Annotated in this window: 23 protein-coding genes; 12 read left to right on the forward strand and 11 right to left on the reverse strand. The window is 64.8% G+C overall.

The genetic code is table 11. The features are described 5' to 3' along the window. Positions 1–203 precede the first annotated feature (203 nt). From GKC28_RS12820 to GKC28_RS12830, 3 genes are all read left to right on the forward strand, one after another. Positions 204–575: a DUF4157 domain-containing protein gene (locus GKC28_RS12820; protein ID WP_174147294.1), complete on the forward strand. Its 372-nt coding sequence runs from the start codon at positions 204–206 to the stop codon at positions 573–575. 134 nt (positions 576–709) lie between these two features. Further along, a complete protein-coding gene (locus GKC28_RS12825; protein WP_174147295.1) occupies positions 710–928 on the forward strand; it encodes a hypothetical protein in 219 nt (72 codons plus the stop codon). A gap of 154 nt (positions 929–1,082) precedes the next feature. Then, positions 1,083–1,340: a hypothetical protein gene (locus GKC28_RS12830; protein WP_174147296.1), complete on the forward strand. Its 258-nt coding sequence runs from the start codon at positions 1,083–1,085 to the stop codon at positions 1,338–1,340. Positions 1,341–1,387: 47 nt separating this feature from the next. Here the strand turns inward: GKC28_RS12830 and GKC28_RS12835 are convergent, their stop codons facing one another. Further along, complete coding sequence (locus GKC28_RS12835; RefSeq protein ID WP_174147297.1) at positions 1,388–1,813, reverse strand: co-chaperone YbbN; 426 nt, start codon at positions 1,811–1,813, stop codon at positions 1,388–1,390. Positions 1,814–1,959: 146 nt separating this feature from the next. Between GKC28_RS12835 and GKC28_RS12840 the strand changes: the two genes are divergently transcribed. Further along, positions 1,960–2,532 carry a L,D-transpeptidase gene (locus GKC28_RS12840; protein WP_174147298.1) on the forward strand — a complete coding sequence of 191 codons (573 nt, stop codon included), beginning with the start codon at positions 1,960–1,962 and terminating at the stop codon, positions 2,530–2,532. A 230-nt stretch (positions 2,533–2,762) separates the two neighbouring features. Beyond that, positions 2,763–2,972 (forward strand): cold-shock protein, encoded by a 210-nt coding sequence (locus tag GKC28_RS12845; protein WP_027236435.1) that lies wholly within the window; start codon positions 2,763–2,765, stop codon positions 2,970–2,972. A gap of 52 nt (positions 2,973–3,024) precedes the next feature. Here GKC28_RS12845 and GKC28_RS12850 read toward each other — a convergent pair whose 3' ends face one another. After that, positions 3,025–3,666: an arylesterase gene (locus GKC28_RS12850; protein ID WP_174147299.1), complete on the reverse strand. Its 642-nt coding sequence runs from the start codon at positions 3,664–3,666 to the stop codon at positions 3,025–3,027. A gap of 48 nt (positions 3,667–3,714) precedes the next feature. Between GKC28_RS12850 and GKC28_RS12855 the strand changes: the two genes are divergently transcribed. After that, positions 3,715–4,419, forward strand: a complete 705-nt coding sequence (locus GKC28_RS12855) for an ABC transporter ATP-binding protein (protein WP_174147300.1) — start codon at positions 3,715–3,717, stop codon at positions 4,417–4,419. Next, entirely contained in the window at positions 4,416–6,941 is a 2,526-nt protein-coding gene (locus tag GKC28_RS12860; protein WP_174147301.1) for an ABC transporter permease, read from the forward strand. Before GKC28_RS12855 ends, GKC28_RS12860 begins: the two co-directional genes overlap by 4 nt. Positions 6,942–6,962: 21 nt before the next feature. Here the strand turns inward: GKC28_RS12860 and GKC28_RS12865 are convergent, their stop codons facing one another. Further along, positions 6,963–7,412: an Rrf2 family transcriptional regulator gene (locus tag GKC28_RS12865; RefSeq protein WP_174147302.1), complete on the reverse strand. Its 450-nt coding sequence runs from the start codon at positions 7,410–7,412 to the stop codon at positions 6,963–6,965. A 101-nt stretch (positions 7,413–7,513) separates the two neighbouring features. Between GKC28_RS12865 and GKC28_RS12870 the strand changes: the two genes are divergently transcribed. Then, on the forward strand, positions 7,514–8,086 hold the full coding sequence (locus tag GKC28_RS12870; RefSeq protein ID WP_254604225.1) for a gamma-glutamylcyclotransferase family protein: 573 nt from the start codon (positions 7,514–7,516) through the stop codon (positions 8,084–8,086). Next, complete coding sequence (locus GKC28_RS12875) at positions 8,083–9,276, forward strand: DUF2254 domain-containing protein (RefSeq protein WP_174147304.1); 1,194 nt, start codon at positions 8,083–8,085, stop codon at positions 9,274–9,276. The genes GKC28_RS12870 and GKC28_RS12875 overlap by 4 nt, the downstream gene beginning before the upstream one ends. 70 nt (positions 9,277–9,346) lie before the next feature. Here the strand turns inward: GKC28_RS12875 and gltX are convergent, their stop codons facing one another. From gltX to GKC28_RS12895, 4 genes are all read right to left on the reverse strand, one after another. After that, complete coding sequence (gltX, locus tag GKC28_RS12880) at positions 9,347–10,672, reverse strand: glutamate--tRNA ligase (protein ID WP_174147305.1); 1,326 nt, start codon at positions 10,670–10,672, stop codon at positions 9,347–9,349. Positions 10,673–10,797: 125 nt separating this feature from the next. Further along, positions 10,798–11,226, reverse strand: coding sequence for a DUF1801 domain-containing protein (locus tag GKC28_RS12885; RefSeq protein WP_174147306.1), 429 nt, complete (start codon positions 11,224–11,226; stop codon positions 10,798–10,800). 75 nt (positions 11,227–11,301) lie between these two features. Then, positions 11,302–12,633 (reverse strand): FAD-binding oxidoreductase, encoded by a 1,332-nt coding sequence (locus GKC28_RS12890; RefSeq protein WP_174147307.1) that lies wholly within the window; start codon positions 12,631–12,633, stop codon positions 11,302–11,304. 179 nt (positions 12,634–12,812) lie between these two features. Beyond that, the gene (locus tag GKC28_RS12895) at positions 12,813–14,471 is read right to left on the reverse strand and encodes an NAD+ synthase (RefSeq protein ID WP_174147308.1); all 1,659 of its coding nucleotides are present in this window, start codon (positions 14,469–14,471) and stop codon (positions 12,813–12,815) included. Between the two features lie 181 nt (positions 14,472–14,652). On the opposite strand from GKC28_RS12895, the gene GKC28_RS12900 reads away from it, so the two are divergent. Next, positions 14,653–16,074 (forward strand): MORN repeat-containing protein, encoded by a 1,422-nt coding sequence (locus tag GKC28_RS12900; protein ID WP_174147309.1) that lies wholly within the window; start codon positions 14,653–14,655, stop codon positions 16,072–16,074. 44 nt (positions 16,075–16,118) lie between these two features. Here GKC28_RS12900 and GKC28_RS12905 read toward each other — a convergent pair whose 3' ends face one another. After that, positions 16,119–16,784, reverse strand: coding sequence for a pyridoxamine 5'-phosphate oxidase family protein (locus tag GKC28_RS12905; protein WP_174147310.1), 666 nt, complete (start codon positions 16,782–16,784; stop codon positions 16,119–16,121). Between the two features lie 95 nt (positions 16,785–16,879). On the opposite strand from GKC28_RS12905, the gene GKC28_RS12910 reads away from it, so the two are divergent. Then, a complete protein-coding gene (locus tag GKC28_RS12910; RefSeq protein ID WP_174147311.1) occupies positions 16,880–18,256 on the forward strand; it encodes a PLP-dependent aminotransferase family protein in 1,377 nt (458 codons plus the stop codon). A gap of 75 nt (positions 18,257–18,331) precedes the next feature. On the opposite strand, the gene GKC28_RS12915 is transcribed toward GKC28_RS12910, so the two are convergent. Together GKC28_RS12915 and GKC28_RS12920 are read right to left on the reverse strand one after the other, a co-directional pair. Continuing rightward, positions 18,332–19,876, reverse strand: coding sequence for a sodium:alanine symporter family protein (locus GKC28_RS12915; protein ID WP_174147312.1), 1,545 nt, complete (start codon positions 19,874–19,876; stop codon positions 18,332–18,334). Positions 19,877–19,897: 21 nt separating this feature from the next. After that, positions 19,898–20,332, reverse strand: a complete 435-nt coding sequence (locus GKC28_RS12920) for a universal stress protein (protein WP_174147313.1) — start codon at positions 20,330–20,332, stop codon at positions 19,898–19,900. A gap of 501 nt (positions 20,333–20,833) precedes the next feature. On the opposite strand from GKC28_RS12920, the gene GKC28_RS12925 reads away from it, so the two are divergent. Next, the gene (locus GKC28_RS12925; RefSeq protein WP_174147314.1) at positions 20,834–22,420 is read left to right on the forward strand and encodes a 2-isopropylmalate synthase; all 1,587 of its coding nucleotides are present in this window, start codon (positions 20,834–20,836) and stop codon (positions 22,418–22,420) included. A gap of 57 nt (positions 22,421–22,477) precedes the next feature. Here the strand turns inward: GKC28_RS12925 and GKC28_RS12930 are convergent, their stop codons facing one another. Further along, the gene (locus tag GKC28_RS12930; RefSeq protein WP_174147315.1) at positions 22,478–24,223 is read right to left on the reverse strand and encodes an adenylate/guanylate cyclase domain-containing protein; all 1,746 of its coding nucleotides are present in this window, start codon (positions 24,221–24,223) and stop codon (positions 22,478–22,480) included. Positions 24,224–24,267 lie beyond the last annotated feature (44 nt).

Consider the following 24,267-nt stretch of genomic DNA (forward strand, 5'->3'; position numbering starts at 1 on the left):
CTTGGGTGGGTGCGAATGCGCCTTCGTCTTGCTGGAAGCATGCCTCCGGCATGACGGGAATTTCAGACGCGGGCCGTGCCGCTGCGCGCCTCGTCCCAATGGGATAGCCCCCCTCCATTTTGCGCTTTCCCCGCTCTGCGCTACCATCGCGGCAGGCGCCCTGGCGCGCCCTTTGTTGGTTAAAGCATTGGAAAGGATCCCCCATGGCTCTGAAACCGGAAGACGTGAAGGCAGAGGTCGAGGCGACCAAGGGCAAAAAGGCCAAGCGCAAGAAGCTGAAGACCGCGCCGGAAGGCACCACGGAAAAGAAACTGCCCGGCGATCTGCGCAAGGGGCTGGAGGCGCATTTCGGCGGCAGTCTCGGCAAGGTGCGGGTGCATATGGGCGGCAATGCCAAGGACGTCTGCAGGGAGCTGAAGGCCAAGGCCTTTACCGTCGGCAACAACGTCTATGTAATGAAGCCGGCCTTTGCCAAGGATTCCCAGCTCTTGGCTCATGAGCTGGCGCATGTGCTGCAGCAGGGCAAGGGCCGGATGCCGAAAGCCAGGGACGGGGTGGCGCTGACCTCGAAATAGGGCCCGCGTTCAGATTATTCACGCAGGATTGCCGGCATCCCCGGAAAATCAACCTTTTGATAACACTCCTGCCTGGATGATGCGCAGGAGCAGCCGGACATGGGGTCCGTGCTGCGCGGAGGAATGAGGGCGTCATGGCCTGGGCAGGTGTCATTCTGGGCATGGTTACGGGCTTGTGCACCGCGGTGATGAGCTATGCCATCGCCGGGCTGCCCTGGTGGGCCTGCCTTGTAATCTATCCGGCAGCAGGCGCCACGGTGGCTGTGCTGGCAACCGCCCTGCTTTACTGGCGCAGCGCGGCAGCGGGGCCCGGCAGCGGGATGCCCCCCGGCGGTCAGGCGGCCGCCGCCTGAACCGGGCGGCAGCGCATCCGGACAGCAGCCGGACGCACCACCCTTGATATAACCAGTTCCGGACAGATCGCGCAGAAGTATCCCTTGCCCAGTTGCCTGCCTGCAGGCGGCGCCCTACTTTCTTGGGGTAGGGGACATGAGGGGAAAGGGCTGCATGGCCTGGATCAGCGCCTGGATCAGCGCATTATTCGGCGCATTGGGCGGCCTTGTGCTGGCCATTGTCGCCATCATGATCGGCGCCTGGCCGGTGTGGCTGGTTGTGCTCCCGTACCCTGTGGCAGCCGTGGTTCTGATGCTGGGAATGCTTGCCTTTCAGCTGTGGCGGAGCGGCAGTATCGGCAGCCGCGGGCACGGCGTGGGCGCGGGCAAAGGCCCCAAGGTCCGCTGCGGCCCCGGGCCGGGCCTGTTCTGACACCGGCGCGGAACAGGGCGGGACCCGGTGGCTGAAGCCCCGAGGGATCAGCCGCGCAGCCAGCTGATGATCTGCCCTGACCGCATCGCGCCGGCCTGGCGTTTCTTTTCCTTGCCGCGCTCAAAGGCGATCAGCGCCGGGATGCCGCGGATGCGGTAGCGGGCACCGGTGGAGGGATGGTCCTGGGTGTTGAGCTTGACCAGCCGCGCGCGGCCTGCCAGGGCCTGGGCGGCCTTGGCAAATTCCGGCGCCATCATCCGGCAGGGGCCGCACCAGGGCGCCCAGAAGTCCGCCACCAGCAGCACATCGTCGTTCTGCACCGCCTTCTGCAGCTTGGCCGGGTCCACGTCCGCGGGCTTGGATGGCATCAGCGCCGCGCCGCAGCTGCCGCATTTCGGACCGCTGCCCAGTTTTTCCCCCGGCACCCGGTTGAGCTGGGCGCAGGTCAGGCAGGTGAGGGTCTTGACGCCCATGACGGCTCCTTTGGCTGTTTGCCCCGGTATAGCCGCGGCACCCGCCCATGCAACAGTTTGCATCGCATCCGCCGAAACCCGTTGACCGCCTGCCGCGGCCGCCGGAAGATGAAAGGGAGTTGCAATTGACGTTCGGAGGTTTGGCCATGTTTTCACGCCGGAAAATTCTGACCGCGGGCACCGCAGTCGCAGCTGCGACGCTGCTTCCGCTGCCGGCGCTGGCCCGCAAGAAAGAGCCTGCCCCCTTTGACCCCACGCCGCAGGAAGTGAGGATCCGCAAGGGCTTTGCCCCCGGCCAGATCCTGGTGCTGCCGCGGTCCTACTACCTCTACTTCGTGACCGACAAGCGCAAGGCGATCCGTTATGGCGTCGGTGTCGGCAAGGCGGGGCTGGAATTCACCGGCAAGGCGGTGATCGAACGCAAGAAGGTCTGGCCGACCTGGCGCCCCACCGACGAGATGATCGAGCGCGATCCGCGGGCCTATGCCAAGTTCATCGACAACGACTACATCCAGCCGGGCGGGCCGGACAACCCGCTGGGGGCCCGGGCGCTGTACCTGTTCCAGAATGGGGTCGACACCTATTTCCGAATCCATGGCACCAACCAGCCGCAAACCATCGGCCATTCGGTGTCTAACGGCTGCATCCGGATGCTTAACGAGCATGTGGTGGACCTGTACGAGCGGGTGCCGCTGGGCACAGTGGTGACTGTGCTATAGCCGCACAAGTGACAGATTCTTAGGCGCACAACCGCCGGAATCTGCTCCGGAACCCCGCGTCACCGCGCATTTTTCTTGCGCTGAAGGGGATTCGTAACCAATTCTGTCACGGCGATGTTACGCGAATGCCATCACTGTACCCTACCCGGCGCGGTAATGACCATCTGCAAACCTTGCCGGACTGCCGCATAAGCGGGCAGAGAACTGAGACGACTTAGGAGTAATCGACGATGGCCACTGGCACCGTCAAATGGTTCAACACCACCAAAGGCTACGGCTTTATTGCACCCGAAGAAGGCGGCAAGGACGTATTTGTCCATATTTCCGCCGTAGAGCGTTCCGGGCTGACCGGCCTGGCAGACAATCAGAAAGTGACCTATGAGCTGCGCGCAGGCCGCGACGGCCGCGAATCCGCAGTGGATATCGCGCTGGTCTCCTGACCCTCTGATTTGTACCGAAATTTCCAAACAGCCCTGACGGCCGGGGCTGTTTTCAGCGGTCTATGGCCGCCACCAGCTGCAGCGCAGCCGGGCCGATCGCGGCCACATTGAGCGCAACGCCGCGGGCGTTGGGGTGTATGCCGTCGTCCTGCATGAACGCCTGCGCCGCGGCGGGGTCGTTGCCCGCCTCAGCGGCGATGCCGGCAAAGGCATCCGGGTGCAGTACCGCGCCGTATTCAACCGCCAGTTCCGGATAGATCGCGTCAAAGGCCTGCTTGTAATCCGGGCCATAGTTGCGCGGGGCCTTCATGCCGATCAGCAGGACCTCAATCCCCTTGGCCTGTGCCGTTTGCAGGATGCGTTCGAGATTGGCGCGCGCCTCCTCAGGCGCCAGCCCGCGCAGCATGTCATTGCCGCCCAGAAGCACGATCAGCCCGTCTGGAGTGTCCGACAGGGTCCATTCGGCGCGCTCTGCCCCGCCGGCGGTGGTGTCACCGGAGACGCCTGCGTTTTGCAGCCTGACATCGGCGCCGTTCCCGTTCAGCCAGCGCTCCAGCTGCGGCACCAGGCCCTGGCCCTGTGGCAGCCCGTAGCCCTGCACCAGGCTGTCGCCAAGGGCGGTGATCCGCAGCGGTTCCGCCCAGGCGGGGGTGGTAAAAAGCAGCAAACTGAGCAGTGCCAATGTCTTGCGCATCGCCGCAAACACTCCATATCCGTTAGGTGCATCCAACAGGCAGGCCCGATGACCGATCAAAACAGCCCCGTTCTGCATCTCTTAGATGCGAGTTTGACCCTGAATAGCAATACCGGCCCGGTGGAGATTTTGCACGGCATCTCGCTGGACGTGCGGCAGGGGGAAACGCTGGGGCTGGTGGGACCGTCCGGGTCCGGCAAGTCGTCGCTCTTGATGCTGATGGGCGGGCTGGAACAGGCGACCGGCGGCACCGTGACCGCCCTGGGCCAGGATCTGACCGCAATGGACGAGGACGCGCTGGCCCGGTTCCGCCGCAACAACATGGGGGTGGTGTTCCAGAGCTTTCACCTGATCCCGACCATGACCGCGCTCGAAAACGTGGCGACACCCTTGGAGCTGGCAGGCGTCAAGGATGCCTTTCCCCGCGCACAGGCAGAGCTGGAGGCGGTGGGGCTGGGCCACCGGGCGGGCCATTTCCCGGCGCAGATGTCGGGCGGCGAGCAGCAGCGGGTGGCGCTGGCGCGGGCACTCGCGCCGCGGCCTGCGATCCTGCTGGCGGATGAGCCGACCGGCAACTTGGATGAGGCCAATGGCGAAGCGGTGATGGACCTCTTGTTCGGGTTGCGCGACCGCTATGGCGCGACGCTGGTGATGGTCACCCACGCGCCGGAGCTGGCAGCGCGCTGCGACCGGGTGGTGCGGCTGCGCGACGGGCGCGTGGACGGCGCGGCGGCGCGCGAGGCCGCGGAATGAATGCCGCCTCTATCCGCCTCGCCTGGCGGTTTGCCCTGCGGGAGCTGCGCGGCGGGCTGAAGGGGTTCCGCATCTTTCTAGCCTGTCTTGCCCTGGGGGTCGGGGTGATTGCCGCCATTGGCTCCATCCGGGCCTCTATCGAGGCCGGGCTGTCGCAAGAGGGAGCGACGATCCTGGGCGGCGATGCCGAACTGAATTTCACCTACCGGTTTGCCAATGAGGACGAGCGCGCCTGGCTGGACCGGACCGCGCTGCGCCATTCCGAGATTGCCGAGTTCCGGTCCATGGCCACGGTGGGAGAGGAGCGCGGACTGACCCAGGTGAAGGCTGTGGACGGTCTCTACCCGTTGAAAGGGGAGATGGAGCTGACCCCTGACATGCCGCTGGAGACGGCGCTGGCGGGCGCAGAAGGCTTGCCGGGAGCGGTGATGGACCGGGTTCTGGCCGACCGTCTGGGCCTGCAGCCGGGGGATACATTCCGGCTTGGCACACAGGACTTCACGCTGACTGCGATGATTGCGCTGGAGCCGGACGCCGCCGCCTCCGGCTTTGAGCTGGGGCCGCGCACCATGGTCAGGACTGAGGATCTGGCCGGGTCCGGCCTGCTGGAGCCGGGCACGCTGTTTGACACCAAATACCGGATGGAACTGCCGCCGGGCAGCGATCTGGCCGCCCTGCAGGCGGAGGCCGAGGGGCTGTTTGAAACCACCGGCATGCGCTGGCGCGATGCCAGGAACGGCGCGCCGGGGGTTACCACCTTTGTCGAGCGGCTGGGCGGGTTTCTGGTGCTGGTGGGCCTGTCGGGGCTGGCGGTGGGCGGGGTCGGTGTTTCTGCCGCCGTGCGGGCCTATCTGGCCACCAAGACCGCAACCATCGCCACCCTGCGCACGCTGGGGGCGGAGCGGCAGACGATCTTCCTCACCTACTTTCTGCAGATCGGTGCGCTGACGCTGATCGGAGTCGGCTTCGGGCTGGTGCTGGGGGGCGTGGGGCCGATGCTGCTGGGGCCGCTGATTGCGGCGCAGCTGCCGTTTCCGGCGGTGTTTTCGCTTTATCCGTCTGCCCTGGCAGAGGCCGCCGTCTATGGTGTGCTGACCGCCTTCATCTTTGCGCTTTGGCCGCTGGCCCGGGCCGAGCGGATCCGCGCGGCCTCCTTGTTCCGCGATGCCTTTGCCAGCCGTACACGGCTGCCCGCACCGCGCTATTTGCTGGCAACCGCGCTGGCGCTGGCGGCGCTGGTGGGGCTGGCGGCGTGGTTCAGCGGCTCGGCGCAGCTGACGCTGTGGACCGCAGGCGGACTGATGGGGGCGCTGCTGGTGCTGCTGGTCGCCGCGCTGGCGATCGGCTTTGCGGCGCGCCGCGGCACCGGGGCGTCGCGCGGGCGCCCTGCCCTGCGGTGGGCGCTGTCGTCCATTGGCAGCGCCCGCGACGGCGCGGTGCCTGCGGTGCTGGCGCTGGGTCTGGGCCTGACGGTGCTGGCCGCCATCGGCCAGATCGACGGCAACATGCGCCGCGCCATTGCGGGCAACCTGCCGGATGTGGCGCCGAGCTATTTCTTTGTCGATATCCAGCGCAGCCAGATGCCCGCCTTCCTGGAGCGGGTGGAGAATGACCCCTCCGTCACCCGGGTAGAGAACGCGCCGATGCTGCGCGGGGTGCTGACCCGGATCAACGGACAGCCCGCCACGGAGGTTGCGGGCGATCACTGGGTGGTGCGCGGCGACCGCGGCATCACCTATGCCGCCGCGCAGCCGGAAGCGACAGAGGTCACAGCTGGCGAGTGGTGGCCGGAGGATTATTCCGGCGGGCCGCAGATCAGCTTTGCCGCCGAGGAGGCCGAGGAGCTGGGCCTCAATCTGGGGGACACGCTGACGCTGAACATCCTGGGCCGTGACATCACCGGCACCATCACCAGCTTCCGCAACGTGGATTTCTCCACCGCGGGTATGGGGTTTGTGATGGTGCTGAACGAGGCCGCGCTGGCGGGCGCGCCGCACAGCTTCATCGCCACCGTCTATGCCGAGGAACAGGCGGAGGCCGCGATCCTGCGCGATCTGGCGCGGGAGATGCCGAATATCACCGCCATCCGGATGCGTGACGCCATCGACCGGGTGTCGGACATCCTGCGGCAGCTGGCGGCAGCCACCGCCTATGGCGCCGCCGCAACGCTGCTGACCGGGTTCCTGGTGCTGCTTGGCACCGCGGCTGCGGGGGAGCCTGCGCGGCGGTATGAGGCGGCGCTGCTGAAAACCCTGGGCGCCCCGCGCAAGCAGATCCTGGCAAGCTTTGCCCTGCGCTCTGCGCTGTTGGGCGCGGCGGCAGGGATGGTTGCCTTGGCGGCCGGCATTGCCGGGGCCTGGGCGATCAACGCCTATGTGTTTGAGACCAGCTATGCGGTGATCTGGCCCAATGCGGTGATGGTGATCTCTGGCGGGGTGCTGACGACGCTGCTGGCGGGGCTGGCATTTGCGCTGCGGCCGCTGGCCGCCAAGCCCGCCCGCATCCTGCGCGCGCGCGAATGACCTGGCCTGCGGCGGCCTGGCTTAGCGGGCGCCGCAGGAGACCGGCTGCAAGAGGCGCATCAGGTCATGGTTGTCGCAGACCAGGGATTCCAGCGAGATATCGTCCAGCGAGGCATAGAAAGCCTGTGCCGCATCCGCCAGCGCCACCTTGAGCCGGCAGGCATCGGACAGCGGGCAGGTGTTGTCCGCGTCGGCAAAGCATTCCACCATCGGCAGGTTGCCCTCGACATCGCGGAACACATCGCCGATGCGAATCTCCGCCGCGGGCTTGCCCAGGTTCATGCCGCCGTTACGGCCGCGCTGGGTGGCGAGGTAGCCCAGCTGGCTCAGCTGGTTGATCACCTGCGCCAGGTGGTTTTCCGAGATATTACAGCACTCTGCGATCTCGGCCTTGGTCACCAGGCGGTCTTCATGCGCGGCGCAGTACATCAGCAGCCGCACGGCAATGTTGGTCCTTTTGGTAATGCGCATGGGTCAGCTCCCGCAGCTATGGTGCATCGCTTATTGCACAAGAGCGGAAAAAGCGGTTTGACATACATCAATAAGCGAACATGCGGCAGAAGGGCGCACAGATGACGGCTCCTTACTTCTTTGGCTACGGCAGCCTGGTGAACACTGCGACCCATGCCTATGGCGGTGCGGCACCTGCCCGGCTCAGCGGCTGGCGGCGCGCCTGGGTGCATACCTCCTTGCGCGAGGTGGCGTTCCTGTCGGCGGTGCCCTGCGAAAACAGCGAAATCGACGGGCTGATTGCGGAGGTGCCGGGCGCCGACTGGGCGGCGCTGGACGAACGGGAATTCGCCTATGAGCGGCTGCCGGCCTCGGACCGGGTGCAGCACGGGCTGGCGGGCAGCCCTGAAATCTCCGTCTATGCCGTGGCGGCGGACAAGCAGAACGGCGTCAGCGAACGGCACCCGATCCTGCTGAGCTATCTGGATGTGGTGCTTCAGGGCTACTTGCGAGTGTTCGGCGAGGCCGGACTTCAGGGGTTTGTGGAAACCACCGATGGCTGGGACTCCCCCATTCTGGACGACCGCGCGGCACCGCTATATCCGCGCCATCAGCCCATCGCTGCAGCTGAGCGTAAAATGTTTGACGATCTGATCGACAGCACCGGCGCCCGCCGCATAGTCTGGGAGGCATGATCGAAAAGCTATTGCTGCACCTGGGCCGAATTGCGCGGCAGCTCTGGTTCAGGGTTGTTCTGATTTCCCTGATGTCCGTGCTAGCGCTGCTGCTGGCGCCGCTGGCAAAACCCTGGCTGCCCGACAACCTGAGCGAGGACTTTGGGCGCGAGGCGGTGCTGCCGGTGCTGACGATCCTGGCGTCGGGCATGCTGGCGGTCACCACCTTTTCGCTCAACGTCATGGTCAGCGCCTACCGCACCGCCGCCTCGATGGCGACACCGCGGGTCTACCGGCTGCTGCTGGAGGACACCGTCACCCACCGGGTGCTAGCGACATTCGTCAGCGGCTTCATCTATTCGCTGAGCGCGGTGATCCTGTTCCGGGCCGGCTATTTCACGCCGGAGGGCGCGTTTGTCGTTTTCTGCCTGACCGTCATCGTGGTGGTTCTGATTGTCGGCGCCATCCTGCGCTGGATTGATCATTTGTCGGGCTTGGGAAGCATGGACCACACCCTGCGGCTGATCGAGAACCGCAGCCGCGCCAGCCTGCGGGCGCGGATGGACAAACCCTGCCTCGGGGGCCTCTGCGCGCGCAAAAACGCCAAACCCGCGGACGCCATGGATATTCCCGCCGCCAAGAGCGGCTTTGTCCGCTATGCCGGGCTGGCGCGGCTGAACGAGCTGGCGGATGAGGCCGGCACCGAGATCACCCTGGCGCGGGCGCCGGGGGAGTACATCCTGCGCGGCCAGCCGGTGGCCTGGGCCACGGGCGGGGACGAGGATTTCTGCAAGGCGGCCTCTGCCGCGATCGACATCGGCGACGTGCGCAGCTTCGATCAGGACCCCTCCTTTGGCCTGACCCTGCTGGCGGAGACCGCGCAGCGGGCGCTGTCGCCCGGCGTCAATGATCCCGGCACCGCAGTGGAAGTGATGGGGCGGCTGGAGCGGCTGCTGTGGGAGAACACCCCGGAGGACGAAAGCAGCGACGCCCGCGGGGCCGAATACCCGAAAGTGAATGTCCCGCCGGTCACAGCACGGCATCTGCTGCACTGCGCCTTCCCGCCGATCGCCCGCTGCGGCAGCGACTCGCCATCGGTGATGTGCTGGATGGAAAAGTCGCTTAATGCGCTTGGCGAACATCCGAACCCGGATATGGCCAAGGCCGCCAGGGAGATGTGCCAGGACGTACGGGACGGCAACTGGGGCTGATAGAGTCCGTCCGGAAACGAGAAAGGCGGCACCCGGAGGCACCGCCTTTTGCAACAGGATGTCTCAGGTGTCAGCCGCGGGCGCGCACGGTTTCCATCAGCGCCAGCAGAGCGGACATGTCGGGGCCGCGCTCCATGCCGGTCACGGCCTTGCGCAGCGGCATGAACAGGCCCTTGCCCTTGCGGCCGGTGGCCTCCTTCACCGCAGCGGTCCAGTTGCCCCAGCTTTCGCTGTCATAGGGGCCTTCGGGCAGCAGGGCCATCGCCTCGGCGATGAAGTCCTTGTCCTCATCCGCCACCAGCGGTTCGGCGCCGTCGCGGCACAGATCCCACCAGCCGGCCAGGTCCTTGAGGGTGGTGATGTTTTCCTTGGCCATATCCCAGAAAGCCGCCTGTTTCCCGGCCGGGACGCCCAGCGCGTCCACGTGGGTTTGCACAGCCTCCAGCGGCAGCGACTGCAGGTGGCGGGCGGTCAGCGGGTAAAGGTCCTCGACATCGAATTTGGTCGGCGCTGCGCCGAAGCGGTTGATGTCGAAACCGTCAATCAGCTCCGCCAGCTCCGTGCGCAGCTCGACCGGGTCGGAGGAACCCAGACGCGCCATCAGGCTGAGGAGCGCCATCGGCTGCACACCGGCTTCGCGCAGGTCGCGCAGCGCCAGAGTGCCAAGGCGTTTGGACAGCGCCTCGCCCTGCGGGCCGGTCAGCAGCGAGTGGTGGGCAAAGGAAGGAACAGAGCCGCCCAGCGCCTCGATGATCTGGATCTGGGTGGCGGTGTTGGTGACGTGGTCGGAGCCGCGCACCACATGGGTCACGCCCATTTCGGTATCGTCGACCACGGAGGCCAGCGTATAGAGGAACTGGCCGTCGCCGCGGATCAGCACCGGGTCCGAGACCGAGGCCGCGTCGATGGAGATATCGCCCAGGATGCCGTCGGTCCACTCGATGCGCTGATGGTCCAGCTTGAAGCGCCAGACGCCGTCGCCGCGCTCGGCGCGCAGTGCCGTTTTTTCGTCGTCGGACAGGTTCAGGGCTGCGCGGTCATAAACCGGCGGCTTGCCCATGTTGAGCTGCTTCTTGCGCTTCAGGTCCAGCTCGGTCGGGGTTTCGAAAGCTTCGTAGAAACGGCCGATCTCCCGCAGCTTGTCTGCCGCAGCCACATAGCGGTCCAGCCGCTCGGACTGGCGCTCCACGCGGTCCCAGGTCAGGCCCAGCCACTCCAGATCCTCTTTGATGGCATCGACGTATTCTTCCTTCGACCGCTCCGGATCGGTGTCGTCGATGCGCAGGATGAAGGTGCCGCCGGCCTTGCGGGCGATCAGGTAGTTCATCAGCGCGGTGCGCAGGTTGCCGACGTGGATATAGCCGGTCGGCGACGGGGCAAAACGGGTGGTGGTCATCACGAGTCTCCTGTTGCCCTGCCCCTTGTCACATGGGCGCCGGATTGTCCAGTTTCGGTAGTGTTAACGCGCCTTAGGCGCGGGCTTGCGGCGCGAGTATTTCGGGAAGGATGAAAGCCCGGCAATTACTCCGGCTGCACCGGCCAGATCGCGTTCAGGTCCTTGAGACCCGCTTTGACCAGTTCCCCCAGAACTTCCAGATCGACATCGGCAAGCTTGTTCACATAGAGGCAGCTTTTGCCCAGCTTGTGCTTGCCCAGGCGGGACAGGATGGCGCTGTAATCCTGATAGCCCGGCATGATGTAAATTGAATGGCGCGCCCGGCGCGGGGCGAATCCGGTGGCCAGGAATTCCCCTTCGCGGCCCGTCGCATAGCGGTATCGGTAGCGGCCGTATCCGATGATGGACGGGCCCCACATCTGCGGTTGGTAGCCGGTTACCTCGCGGAACAGCCTGTCCAACTCCTGGGCCTCTACCGATTTGCGCTCCGGCTCCACCGCTTGCAGAAACTCTAAAACGCTTGCGCCCGTCGGGGCTGTCTTGTTCCGGCTCATCGCCAGCCCTCCTGCCATAATGGTAGTGCAGCCCAGGCGTTCGGACAGTCCTGCTCCGCCTGACTAGCGGATGGTTCAATAGCCGGTTTGCGGGCCGTAACCGCTGCCGTCGGTGAACCGCGACAGGCGGAAGGCGCGCGGATCCACAACCGGAGCGCTGCCGGTCACCAGATCGGCGGTCAGACGCCCGGCGGCGGGGCCGATGCCGAAGCCATGGCCGGAGAAGCCGGTGGCGATGAACAGCCCCGGCAGGCTGTCCACCTGCGAGATGACCGGGATCGCATCCGGGGTCACATCCATCAGCCCGGCCCAGCTTTGCACCACGTCGGCGTTCTGCAGCACCGGGAAGGCTTTTTGCGCGGCGGCCCAGCCGCTTTTCAGCGCCTTTTGCGAGGGCGCCGGGTCCAGAACACGGCACTGTTCGAACGGCGTGGTGTCCTGCGGGCCCCAGCGGCGGGGCTGCGCTGCCTCCTCTGCCCAGCGGCCGGAGATCCGGAACTGCAGCGCCCGCCATTCCTGTCGCAGGCTGGGCAGGAATTTCCAGCCAAGGCGGAAACTGTCGGGAACAATGTCCACCACATTCTCCATCGCGTCCGAGACCGTGTAGCCGCCGTCTGCCCGCTTGCGCAGGCCGAGGTTGCCGCTGCGCACCGCGGTTTCCGGGCCGCCCTGCACCGGTGAAGTGCGCAGGACCGAGTTCAGCACCTTGAGCTGCGGCAGGTTCACCCCCGCGTTGCCCAGGAACAGCCGCGACCAGGCGCCGCCTGCAGTGACAACGGCAGAGCAGGCCACCCGGCCGCGTTCGGTCATCACGCCGCTGATGCGGCCCGCGGAGGTCTCGACGCTGCGCACGGCGCAGTCGGTCATCACTTTCGCCCCGGCCGCGCGGGCGGCGGAAGCGATTGCGTGGGTCGCCAGCTGCGGTTCGGCGCGGCCGTCCAGCGGCGTGTGCAGCGCCGCGCGAGCCGCCGTCTGATGCCCCGGCATCAGCAGGGCCAGCTGTTCGCCGCGGACCATGCGGGCGCCCTGTCCCCAGCCGTCGAGATTACCCAGCCAGCGCTCCAGCTGGGCTTCCCGCTTGGCGGTTTCGGCCGTGTAGAGGATACCGGATCGGGTGAACCCGGTTTCATGCCCGGTGCGTTCCGCCAGCCCCTCCCAAAGGCGCAGCGACTCTGCCATCAGCGGGATTTCCCGCGGGTCGCGGCAAGCGATCCGTACCCACCCCCAGTTGCGCGAGCTTTGCTCCCCCGCGATCTGCCCTTTTTCGCAGAGCAGCACGGAATGGCCGCGTTCGGCCAGCTCCAGCGCGGTGCTGGCACCAATGATGCCACCGCCGATCACCACGGCGTCGACGGCCTTGGGCAAGGCCAGATCGGATTGGAAATGGGGCAGCTTGGGTCCAGGCATGGAGGCATCTATGCCCGGTGCAAAACCGCTGGTCCAGCGTGCATGCGACACCGGCTGCGCCGCATTCCGCCAATGTGATTTTTCCGCCGCATATCAGAGCGTTACCACTTCATGAATTGCGCATTCCGCTCTGCTGAAGGTGCAGAAAAACCTGCGGCTTCAAAGGGTTAACGCGGCCCTCAGGAGGGGTCGCGCCAGCGGTTCACGATCGGGTAGCGGCGGTCCAGCCAGAACGCGCGCCGGGTCAGGCGGGCGCCGGGCGCGGACTGGAAGCGTTTGTATTCGCTGATATAAACCAGATGCTCCACCCGCTTGGCCGTATCGCGGTCATATCCTGCCGCGACGCAATCTGCGATTGAGCCATCCTGATCGATCAGAATGTCCAGAATTGCATCCAGAACCGGGTAATCCGGCAGGCTGTCACTGTCCTTCTGGTCCTCGCGCAGCTCGGCACTGGGCGGCTTGTCGATCACATTGGGACGGATCACCTCACCTTCCGGCCCCTTCATCCAGGGGCGGTGGTTGGCGTTGCGCCAGCGGCAGGTTTCGAACACGCGGGTCTTGTAGAGATCCTTGATCGGGTTATAGCCGCCGTTCATGTCGCCGTAGATGGTGGCATAGCCGACCGCGACCTCAGACTTGTTGCCGGTGGTCAGCAGCATTTCCCCGAACTTGTTGGACATCGCCATCAGCAGCAGGCCGCGCAAGCGGGACTGGATGTTCTCTTCAGTGATATCGGCATCACGGCCGGCAAACAGCGGAGCTAGGGTATTGGTGATCGCGGAGCGGCCCTCGGAGATCGGGACATAGTCGTAATGCACGCCCAGCGCCTTGGCCACGGCCTCGGCATCGTCGAGCGATTCCCGGCTGGTGTACTCGGACGGCAGCATCACGCAGCGGACGTTTTCTGCACCCAGCGCATCCACCGCAATGGCCGCCACGATGGCCGAGTCGACGCCGCCCGACAGCCCAAGCAGCACCTTTTTGAAACCGGTCTTGCCCATGTAGTCGCGCAGGGATTCCACCATCACCCGGTAGTCCTGCTCCCAGGCGTCGGGCAGATGCGCCTTTTCGCCCTCTGCCGCGCGCCAGCCGTCGTCGGTGCGTTCCAGATCGAGATGGGCATAGGCCTCGTCGAACACCGGCATCTGCAATGCCAGGGCGCCGCCGGGATTCAGCACAAAGGAGCCGCCATCGAAGACCTGGTCGTCCTGGCCGCCCACCATGTTGAGATAGATCACCGGTAGATGGGTTTCGACGGAGCGTGCCACCATGTGGTTGAAGCGCACCTCCATCTTGTCGCGGAAATAGGGTGAACCGTTGGGGATCAGCAGGAACTCGGCGCCGGTCTCGGCAAGCGTCTCCGCGACATCCTCGTGCCAGCCGTCCTCGCAAATGGGGGAGCCGATGCGAGTATTGCCGACCGCGTAGGGGCCGCCCAACGGGCCGGCATTGAAGATCCGCACCTCGTCGAACACGGTCTCGTTCGGCAGGTGGTGCTTGAGGCTGCGGGAGGCGATCTTGCCGCCTTTCAGGATCAGGTAGGCATTGTAAAGCTGCGCGCCCTCAACCCAGGGGCTGCCGATGGCCAGCGCCGGGCCGTCTGCGCAGTCGGCTGCCAGTTTCTCCACCTCGGCGATGGCCGCGGTGTGGAAGGCCGGCTTCATCACCAGGTCCTGAGTGTTGTAGCCGGTGATGAACATTTCCGGCAGCGCCACCAGGTCGGCACCGGCCTTGCGCCCTTCTTCCCAGGCCGCACGGGCTTTGGCGGCGTTGCCTGCCAAATCGCCCACCGTCGGATTCAGCTGCGCCAGTGTCACACGGAAACGGTCTGCCATGCTGCTTGGGCCTTTTGTGAAATACTTCTTCCCGCCATTTACCAGATTGACAGCCAAGGAAAAGGGCAAGGGGGCAAGCCGGGGAAAAGACATTGCGGCCAGTGTTGCGGTAGCTTAGTTTCCGGGCGAGCAACCCAATATGGCAGCAGCACCGTAATCCCTGGGCAGGCAGAGGTTTTCAATGACCCGTTTCGGCACCGCATTCGCGCTTTCCACCATCCTGGCACTGGCCGCACCCGCGCTGGCGCAGGAAGGCGAGGTCATCACCACCCAAGACGAGATCGGCGGTGTCTATGAAGGCACTTTCAAGAGCGGGCTGCAGCATGGCACCGGCACCTACACGCTGCCGAACGGCTATCAATACTCCGGCGAGTGGGTCGAAGGCGAAGTGCGCGGCCAGGGCGTGGCGCGGTTCCCGGACGGGTCGGTCTATGAAGGCGAATTTGCGCAAGGCAAGCCGCACGGGCTGGGCAAGCTGACCCGCGCCGACGGAAGCACCTATGAGGGCGGTTGGCAGGACGGGCAGATCCACGGCGACGGCACCTCTGTTTATGCCAGCGGCGTGCGCTATCAAGGCAGTTTTACCGATGGCAAGCGGCACGGCCGGGGAGTGATGACCTCACCCGACAGCTACACCTATGACGGTGACTGGGTTGACGGCCGCCAGCACGGCCTGGCGAAGATCACCTATGCGGATGGCACCGTTTACGAGGGCCGGGTCGCGGATGGCCAGTTGCAGGGGCAGGGCCGCCTCGAAACCCCTGAGGGGCTGATCTACGAAGGCGAATGGGTGGCAAGCCAGATGCAGGGAACCGGGCGCCAGGAGCACCCGAACGGCGATGTCTATGAGGGTGAACTGCAAAACACCCGGCGCCATGGCCATGGGAAAATGACCTATGCCAACGGTGATGTCTATGTCGGCGAATTCGCCGACGACCAGCGCCACGGCACAGGCACGATCACCGAGAAAGACGGCTATACCTACACCGGTGACTGGGCCAACGGGCAGATCGACGGCAAGGGAACGATGACCTACCCCGACGGTTCTGTCTATGAGGGCGAATTCCGCGATGATCTGCCCGAAGGCAAGGGCAAGATCACCTATCCGGACGGCGCCACCTATGAAGGAGATTGGGTGGCTGGAGTGATTGAGGGCGAAGGCACCACCATCTACCCCAATGGCCTGACCTATACCGGCGGCTTCAAGAATGCCCAGAACCACGGCCACGGGGTGATGACCTATGCGGACGGCTACCGCTACGAAGGCGGCTGGCAAGAGTCGCGGCGCCATGGGCAGGCCACGGTGACCTACGCCGACGGCTCAGTCTACACGGGAGAGTTCGTCAACAATCAGCGTCACGGGCAAGGCAAGATTGTGATGCCCAGTGGCTTCACCTATGAAGGCGAGTGGCAGGAGGGCAAAATCCTGGGCCAGGGCATTGCGACCTATGCCAACGGCGATGTCTACGAGGGCAGCTTTGTCAACGGCAAGCGGCAGGGGGCGGGCACGATGAAATACGCCAACGGCGTGCAGGAAGACGGCACCTGGGAAAACGGTGCGCTTGTCAGCGGCGGTGCCGGGGCTGCAAAGCAGACCGAGTAACCCTGACCGGGTTAGAGGCGCGCCGGAGCGGCGCGCCTTTCGTTTCAGCCGATGCGGATGCGGCTCAGGTGGTCGGGCATCGCGACGCTCTCCAGATTCGCCGGATCGGGCTGCGGCGGCTTCAGCTCCATTGCCATCGGCACCACGCCCGCCCAGATCGGCAGAGCGTAGTCCTCCTCGTCATCCTTGGGCGGGCCGGACCGGATCTTGGCGGCGCCCTCCTCGATCGGCATGCGCAGCACCGCGGTTGCCTTCAGCTCCTGCGCATTCATCGGGCGCAGGGTCTCCCAGCGGCCGGGGAAGATATGATCCACCATCGCCTTGAGGCTGGCCGCCTTGGCGTCCTCATCCGTGATCTTCTCTGCCACACCGAACAGCATCGCGGAGCGGAAGTTGACGGAGTGGTGGAAGGCCGAACGCGCCAGCACGTAGCCGTCCATGCAGGTGACGGTAAGACAGACTTCTGAACCCGCCATCGCCCGGATCGCGCGGCTGGCGGCGGAGCCGTGCCAGTAGACATGATCGCCCTCGCGCCATTGCAGGGTGGGCAGCACCGAAGTGGAGCCATTAATCTGATAGCCAAGATGGGCCAGCGGCATGGCGTCGAGCACCTGATGCAGGCTCTCACGGTCGTAATGCCCGCGCTCATGGGCGCGGCGCAGGCGGCTGCGGCCGGATTTCAGGGCGGTTTCGTCTTCGGGCTGGCGCATCGGCTGACCTCATGTTTCTTGTTGTTTCCCGTGACAGCTACGTGCAAACTGGTTTGATATTAACTTCCAGTTTTTAACAAAAAGAACGGTCCAGTATGATTGACCTCTCCGGCATGATTTCTGACAGCAAAGCTGAGCCGCTGTATCTGCAGATCGTCGAAGCACTGCGTAGCCGGATCAGCGAGGGGAGCTTGGGGCTCGGCACCCGGTTGCCGTCCTCGCGGGCGCTGGCGCAGGATCTGGGGGTGGCGCGCTCTACCGTTGTGACGGCCTATGACCAGCTGGTGGCGGAAGGCTTTGCCGAAACCCGGCAGGGTGCCGGGGTGTTTGTCTGCGACGTGGCGCCAATCCGGCCGCCGGAGGTTCCGGCCAAGCCTATTGCAGCGGCGCCGCCGCCCGCGCCCGGAATGCTGGTGCCGGGCGCGCCTGACCCGGAGGTGTTCCCGGCCCGGCCCTGGGCGCGCTGTGTTTCACGTGTGGCAAGGATGGACCCGCTGAGCCTGAGCCATCAGGAGGATGCATTCGGCGACCCGGAGCTGCGCAGGGAAATCGCCGCCTATGCGGCGCGCTGGCGGGGCATCGACTGCAGTGCGGAGCAGGTGCTGGTCACCAGCGGCGCGCGGGAGGCGCTGGAACTGGCGATGGAGTTTCTGGTGGAGGGCGGGGACATCGCGCTGGAGGCTCCCGGCTTCACCCCCACCCGGCGGTTTGCGCAAGCTCGCGGCTGGCGGGTGCACTGGCTGCGGGCCGGGCCACGCGGCGCAGAAGTGCCGCGGCAAATGGCCAAGGTCACGCTGCTGACGCCCTCGCATCAGTTTCCGCTAGGCGGCACCCTGCCGGTGCCGCAGCGGCAAGCCTTTCTGCATGCCGCCAAGGCGCGCGGCGGATGGGTCATCGAGGACGATTTTGACAGCGAATTCCGCTATTGCGGCCAGCCGGTGCCTGCGATGGCGGCGCTCGACCGGGAGGGGCGCTGCATCTATGTGGGCACTTTTTCCAAGACATTCTCCCATGCGCTGCGGCTGGGGTATGCAATCCTGCCACCGGCGCTGGTGGCGCAGTTCCGGGCGCAGTTCACCCACCCGAGCGCCGGCGCTGCCATCACCGCGCAGCGGCCGCTGGCCGAATTCATGGCGTCAGGCCAGTACGACCGCCACATCCGCCGCGCCCGCAGGCTTTATGCCGAACGCTATGCGGCGGCGGCTGAAGCTCTGGCGGAGTGGCCGGAACCGCTGGGATCATTCCACCGCCATAACGCCGGGATGCAGATCGCCTTTCATCTAAAGGGCACGCAGGGCGACATCTGTATCTGCCGCCGCGCGGCAGAGGCGGGCTATGGCATCCGGCCGCTGTCGCCGCATGATCCGGATGGCACGGCACAGGGGCTGCTGATCGGATTCTGCCAGTCGCAGGCCGAAGACTTGCCATACCAGATCGCCGGCCTGCGCCGGATTGTGGAGAATGCCAGCTAAGACGGCCAAAGGAAAAGGCCTCCCCGGATGCCCGGGAAGGCCTGTCTCATTCAGCTTTGATCTGGCCGGAGCCGGTCAGCTGTACTTCTTGATCTCACCCGATTTCAGGCGCGACATGTAGCTGTTCAGCTCTTTCTTGACGATCGGCATCAGGAAGTAGAGCGCGATGATGTTGACCACCGCCATGGCAAAGATTGCCGCGTCGGAGAAGTCGATCACCGGGCCCAGGTTGGCGGCTGCGCCGATCACCACGAAGATGCAGAAGATCACTTTGAACACCAGTTCGGTGGTCTGGCCTTCGCCAAACAGGAAGGTCCAGGCCTTGAGGCCGTAATAGGACCAGCTGATCATGGTGGAGAAGGCGAACAGGATCACTGCCAGCGCCAGCACGTACTTGAACCAGCCGAAGGCCGAAGAGAAGGCCGCCGAAGTCAGCGCCACGCCTTTGTTGCCGTCGATAGTCTGGATGGTGCTTGCGCCTTCGTCCAGCAGGTACAGGCCGGTGTTCGGGTCCTGGATCAGCTGACCGGTGATGATGATCACCAGCGCGGTCATGGTGCAGATCACCACGGTGTCGATGAAGGGTTCCAGCAGCGACACGAAACCCTCGGTGATCGGCTCCTTGGTGCGCACGGCGGAGTGGGCGATGGCTGCCGAACCAACTCCGGCCTCGTTCGAGAAGGCCGCCCGCTTGAAGCCCTGGATCAGCGCGCCGACCATGCCGCCGGCGATGCCGAGGCCGGTGAAGGCGCCCTCGAAGATCTGGCCGAATGCCCAGCCGATCTTGTCCGCGTTCATCCCCAGGATGACAAGCGCGGCTGCGACATACATGATACCCATGAAGGGGACCACTTTTTCGGTCACGCGGGCAATCGACTTGAGGCCGCCGACGATCACGGCAAACACCACCGCGGCGAACACCACGCCGGTGATCCAGCCCGGATACGCGCCCACAACGCCGGAAATCTGCGCATGCGCCTGGTTGGCCTGGAACATGTTGCCGCCGCCCAGGGCGCCAAGGATGCAGAACACCGAGAACATGACCGCCAGGAACTTGCCCATCGGCAGGCCGCGTTCGGCGAAGCCCTTTGTCATATAATACATCGGGCCGCCGGAAACATGGCCGTCTGCGAACTCGTTGCGGTATTTGACGCCCAGGGTGCATTCGGTGAATTTCGAAGCCATGCCCATCAGGCCGGCCAGGATCATCCAGAAGGTGGCACCGGGGCCACCAATGCCGACCGCCACCGCAACACCGGCGATATTGCCGAGGCCGACGGTGCCCGACAGCGCGGTTGCCAGCGCCTGGAAGTGGCTGACCTCGCCCGCGTCATTGGGGTCGGCGTAGTCGCCTTTGACCAGCGCAATGGAATGCGGGAAGGCGCGGAACTGGATCAGGCCGAAGTAGATGGTGAACACGGTTGCCGCGATCACCAGCCAGGCCACGATCCAGGGGAAGCTGGTGCCGGGGAACGGGCTGAAGATCAGGTTGACGAACCAGCCGGTGGAGCTGGCAAACAGCTCATTGACACGCTCATCGACGGATTGTGCCATCGCCGGCGCGGTTGCCGCCAGCAGCAGCGGCGCAGACAGGGCTGCCGCCTTGATTGATTTCCTCATGACTGTCCTCTGAGTTTATCTTTAGGGAACGATGGTGACCGGAACCGGTGCCGCCTGTGCCAGGCTGCCCGCAACGGAGCCGAACAGCCGCGACGACAGCGCCGAATGGCCCGTGCGGCCGATAATCAGATGGCTGGCGCCGCTCTCTTTGATCACATCGATCAGGGTTTCCGCGATATGGCCGTACTTCAGCTCGGTGGAAACGGTGACACCGCTGTCTTCCAGGCTTTTGCGCACTGGTGCCAGCAAAGCATCCTCTGCGCGCTTCAGTTCATCCTCGCGGCGCTTGTGGCGCTGCTCGATCTCCTCCGGGGTGAGGAAAGAATAGGGCGACCATTCCAGCACATGCGCGATCACCAGCTCTGCCCCTTGTGCTTTGGCAAGGCTGACGGCAAAAGCAAGCGCCGATTTGGCGGCCTCGCTGTCGTCATATCCAAGGACAATTTTATTCGACACTTTTTCCTCCTATCGATGGCGCATTTCTCAACGAGAGCGCCGGATCCGGGGTGCCAACGCCGGAAAACCTGCCAGCGCAAGACCCATTGCCGTTCCTGCCTTAAAAAAAGGCGCAGTGCGGACAAACTGCCGCATTGAAACTGCGGCAGGCCCTAACTTATATTAAATGCCTTTTTCAATACTGTCTTGCACTTGCCGCGAACCGCCGCATGCTGCTCGCCGCAGCGGTGCCGTGCCGCAACGGCAACTGCGGCAACCGCGGCGGGCAAAATCCCCCTTTCCATTCGGCGGCACCTCTGTATAAATCCCTGCCATGACCATTTGCGCAGATATCAGTATTGCAGCCACCGCCCCCCGCGGTGCCGCTCTGCGCGCCCTACTGATCCTAGCCCGCCTCTGAGCGTGCCCTTCCGGCGCGCCCGCTCAGAGGATTGCCGCACGCGCGCCATCGAAGGCTTATGATGCCCCTTAGGGCCTAGGACAGAGACAAGAGATACCAAAATGACAAACGCATCCCCGATTTCCGGCGACAAATCCCGTGTATTGATTTTCGATACCACCCTGCGCGACGGCGAGCAGAGCCCCGGCGCCACCATGACCCATGACGAGAAGCTGGAGATTGCCGAGCTTCTGGACGAGATGGGGGTGGACATTATCGAGGCGGGCTTCCCGATTGCCTCCGAAGGCGACTTTGCCGCGGTCAGCGAGATTGCCGAACGCTCGAAAAACGCGATGATCTGCGGGTTGGCACGGGCCAATTTCAAGGACATCGACCGCTGCGCCGAAGCCGTGCGCAAGGCCGCGCAGCCGCGTATCCACACCTTCATCGGCACCTCGCCGCTGCACCGCGCCATCCCGAACCTGACCATGGACGAGATGGCCGACAAGATCCACGAGACCGTGACCCACGCGCGCAACCTGGTCGACAACGTGCAGTGGTCGCCGATGGACGCGACCCGGACCGAGTGGGATTACCTCTGCCGGGTGATCGAGATCGCCATCAAGGCAGGCGCCACGACCATCAACATCCCCGACACCGTCGGCTATACCGCGCCGATGGAATCCGCTGACCTGATCAAGCAGTTGATCGAGACGGTGCCGGGCGCCGATGAGGTGATCTTTGCCACCCACTGCCACAATGACCTCGGCATGGCGACCGCCAACGCGCTGGCCGCTGTCGCGGGCGGCGCGCGTCAGATCGAATGCACCATCAACGGCCTCGGCGAGCGCGCGGGCAACACCGCGCTGGAAGAGGTGGTGATGGCGCTGAAGACGCGCAACGACATCATGCCCTGGCACACCGGCATCGACACCACCAAGATCATGCACATCTCGCGCCGGGTCTCGACCGTCTCCGGCTTTGTTGTGCAGCCGAACAAGGCGATTGTCGGGAAGAACGCCTTTGCGCATGAAAGCGGCATCCACCAGGACGGGATGCTGAAGAACCGCGAGAACTTCGAGATCATGCGGCCCGAGGACATCGGCCTCTCCGGCACCTCGCTGCCCCTGGGCAAGCATTCCGGCCGCGCGGCGCTGCGCGACAAGCTGGAGCATCTCGGCTATGAGGTGGGCGACAACCAGCTGAAGGACGTCTTTGTCCGCTTCAAGGAGCTGGCCGACCGCAAGAAAGAGGTGTTCGACGACGACCTCATCGCGCTGATGCGCATCGGCACCGACGCGGAGAACGACCACCTCAAGATCGTCTCGATGAAAGTGGTCTGCGGCACCGGCGGCCCGGCGGAATCCACTGTCGAGATGGAGATTGACGGCAAGGACGTGACCGAGACAGCCGAGGGCGACGGGCCGGTGGATGCCACCTTCAAGGCGATCCGCAAGATTTATCCGAACACCGCCCGCCTGCAGCTTTACCAGGTGCATGCGGTGACCGAAGGCACCGACGCGCAGGCGACGGTTTCAGTGCGGCTGGAGGAGGATGGCAACATCGCCACCGGCGAAAGCGCCAACACCGATACGGTTGTGGCCTCGGCCAAGGCCTACGTGAACGCGCTGAACCGGCTGATCGTGCGCCGCGGCCGGGTGGGAGAAGGCGCCGACACCAAGGAAATTTCCTACAAGGACCTGGCCTGAGTCTGGCCTCACTCAAATCGAAAGGGCGCCCGCTGCGGCGCCCTTTTTCGTTGCTGCCTAATTCAGCCCAGCCTTGCGCAGCCCTTCGGTGAAATGCCCGGCATCCTCAGTGCGGCCATAGTGCAGCCCGGCAAGCAGCCCTTCTGCCGTGGCATCGGGCTGCATCACCCGGACTTGCTCCACATACTCCTGCGCCTGCCGCACATTGCCGAGCCAGCTGTGACAGGCCGCCACCAGTGCTGTCTGAACCGCGTCCATAGCCGGCAACCGCATGAAATCCGCCAGCGCCTCTTGATACAGGCGCGCGGTAAAATGGGCTTTGCCAAGATGGCTCCAGAAACGGACCGGAAAATGCGGGTTCAGGCGCATGGCCTTCCGAATCCATTCCGCCCCCTCTTCAGGCCGGCCCTGCCAGGTCAGCAGCTCGCCCATCTGCACCACAACCAGATCGTAATTCGGATTCAAGGCGAGGGCGCGTTCCTGGTGATACTGCGCCTGGGACAGGTTATCCTGAATAATCGCCAGAGCCGCCATCAGCCTGTGCACATCAGCATCATTATCATCCATCGCAGCAGCTTTCTGGATCGCTTCCATCGACAGCCGCAGCATCTCCTCGGTGTCGTCGCACCAGCCATAGCCCCAAGCCTGGCCGCGGATGCAGCCCCGCCACGCGTGGGCATGAGCGAACTCCGGGTCCAGCTCCACAGCCCGGTCGATGAGCTTCATCGCCGCTTCGTTGTCCTCGCGGGTGCTGCGGTGGTGCAGGACCTTCGCAGCCAGCACACATTCATAGGCCGCCAGGCTGGAAGGCTTCTTGCGTGAGACTTCATCCTGCTGCGCTGCTTCGATCCGCCCGGGGAGGGTGGCGACAATGGCCGATGTCACCTCATCCTGGATCTCGAATATGTCGTCGAGGGTGCGGTCGTATTTCTCCGCCCAGATATGGGAGTCGTTGCAGCTGTCGATCAGCTGCACGGTGACCCGCAGCCGGTTGCCCGCCTTGCGCACGCTGCCCTCGACGATGTAGCGGGCGCCCAGCTTTTCCGCCACTTCGCGGATGTTGACCGCTTGCCCCTTGTAGACAAAGGACGAGTTTCGGGAGATCACAAACAACTCATGGCGGCGGCTGAGTTCAGTCAGGATGTCTTCGGTCAGCCCGTCGGCAAAAAACTCCTGCTCCGGGTCGCCGCTCATGTTGGCAAAGGGCAGCACCGCAATGGAGGGTTTGACCACGGCAAAAGGCTCAGCTGCGCTGTCATCCTGGCCGGGCCCCGCGCCGGCAGCCTCCCCCTCCAGAATCAGCCGGTAGACCTGCACCGGTTCCGCAATGTTCTTGAGATGCTGCGGCCCCAGATCCTCGAACTGCAGCTCGCCCATGCGGCGGACCTGATCGTAAACGGCGGCAGAGACACAGACGTCCCCGGTGCCGGCAAATTGTTCCAGCCGGGCCGCCACATTCACACCGCTGCCGTAGATGTCGCCTTCGTCAAAGATGATATCGCCAAGATTTACGCCGACCCGGAACTGAATGCGTTTATCGGGCGCCACATCGGCGTTGCGGCGGCGCATCCGGTCCTGCACCTCGGCGGCGCAGGCTACCGCATCGCAGACGCTAGGGAACTCGACCAGCATCCCGTCGCCGGTGGTCTTGATGATGGAGCCGCGGTTCTTGGCGATTGCAGGGTCGATCAGTTCAATCCGGTGGGTGCGAAGACGCGCCAGGGTGCCCTGCTCATCGACGTCCATCAGGCGGCTGTAACCAACCATATCCGCCGCCAGCACGGCGGCCAGCCTGCGTTCCATAGCACGCCCTCCCTGCCGGAAAGCGTAGCGGGAAAGCGCTGCAT

Origin of the sequence: Leisingera sp. ANG59 (assembly GCF_013317235.1) — a bacterium.
Taxonomy (GTDB): domain Bacteria; phylum Pseudomonadota; class Alphaproteobacteria; order Rhodobacterales; family Rhodobacteraceae; genus Leisingera.

Excerpts from the sequence above, each read along its gene's own strand:
- GKC28_RS12925 (WP_174147314.1), top strand. The coding sequence starts at position 20,834 with ATGACAAACGCATCCCCGATTTCCGGCGACAAATCCCGTGTATTGATT.
- GKC28_RS12890 (WP_174147307.1), bottom strand. The coding sequence starts at position 12,633 with ATGCCTGGACCCAAGCTGCCCCATTTCCAATCCGATCTGGCCTTGCCC.
- GKC28_RS12835 (WP_174147297.1), bottom strand. The coding sequence starts at position 1,813 with ATGGGCGTCAAGACCCTCACCTGCCTGACCTGCGCCCAGCTCAACCGG.
- GKC28_RS12850 (WP_174147299.1), bottom strand. The coding sequence starts at position 3,666 with ATGCGCAAGACATTGGCACTGCTCAGTTTGCTGCTTTTTACCACCCCC.
- GKC28_RS12865 (WP_174147302.1), bottom strand. The coding sequence starts at position 7,412 with ATGCGCATTACCAAAAGGACCAACATTGCCGTGCGGCTGCTGATGTAC.
- gltX (WP_174147305.1), bottom strand. The coding sequence starts at position 10,672 with ATGACCACCACCCGTTTTGCCCCGTCGCCGACCGGCTATATCCACGTC.
- GKC28_RS12875 (WP_174147304.1), top strand. The coding sequence starts at position 8,083 with ATGATCGAAAAGCTATTGCTGCACCTGGGCCGAATTGCGCGGCAGCTC.
- GKC28_RS12885 (WP_174147306.1), bottom strand. The coding sequence starts at position 11,226 with ATGAGCCGGAACAAGACAGCCCCGACGGGCGCAAGCGTTTTAGAGTTT.
- GKC28_RS12860 (WP_174147301.1), top strand. The coding sequence starts at position 4,416 with ATGAATGCCGCCTCTATCCGCCTCGCCTGGCGGTTTGCCCTGCGGGAG.
- GKC28_RS12845 (WP_027236435.1), top strand. The coding sequence starts at position 2,763 with ATGGCCACTGGCACCGTCAAATGGTTCAACACCACCAAAGGCTACGGC.
- GKC28_RS12895 (WP_174147308.1), bottom strand. The coding sequence starts at position 14,471 with ATGGCAGACCGTTTCCGTGTGACACTGGCGCAGCTGAATCCGACGGTG.
- GKC28_RS12840 (WP_174147298.1), top strand. The coding sequence starts at position 1,960 with ATGTTTTCACGCCGGAAAATTCTGACCGCGGGCACCGCAGTCGCAGCT.
- GKC28_RS12910 (WP_174147311.1), top strand. The coding sequence starts at position 16,880 with ATGATTGACCTCTCCGGCATGATTTCTGACAGCAAAGCTGAGCCGCTG.
- GKC28_RS12825 (WP_174147295.1), top strand. The coding sequence starts at position 710 with ATGGCCTGGGCAGGTGTCATTCTGGGCATGGTTACGGGCTTGTGCACC.
- GKC28_RS12830 (WP_174147296.1), top strand. The coding sequence starts at position 1,083 with ATGGCCTGGATCAGCGCCTGGATCAGCGCATTATTCGGCGCATTGGGC.
- GKC28_RS12900 (WP_174147309.1), top strand. The coding sequence starts at position 14,653 with ATGACCCGTTTCGGCACCGCATTCGCGCTTTCCACCATCCTGGCACTG.
- GKC28_RS12905 (WP_174147310.1), bottom strand. The coding sequence starts at position 16,784 with ATGCGCCAGCCCGAAGACGAAACCGCCCTGAAATCCGGCCGCAGCCGC.
- GKC28_RS12820 (WP_174147294.1), top strand. The coding sequence starts at position 204 with ATGGCTCTGAAACCGGAAGACGTGAAGGCAGAGGTCGAGGCGACCAAG.
- GKC28_RS12930 (WP_174147315.1), bottom strand. The coding sequence starts at position 24,223 with ATGGAACGCAGGCTGGCCGCCGTGCTGGCGGCGGATATGGTTGGTTAC.
- GKC28_RS12855 (WP_174147300.1), top strand. The coding sequence starts at position 3,715 with ATGACCGATCAAAACAGCCCCGTTCTGCATCTCTTAGATGCGAGTTTG.
- GKC28_RS12870 (WP_254604225.1), top strand. The coding sequence starts at position 7,514 with ATGACGGCTCCTTACTTCTTTGGCTACGGCAGCCTGGTGAACACTGCG.
- GKC28_RS12915 (WP_174147312.1), bottom strand. The coding sequence starts at position 19,876 with ATGAGGAAATCAATCAAGGCGGCAGCCCTGTCTGCGCCGCTGCTGCTG.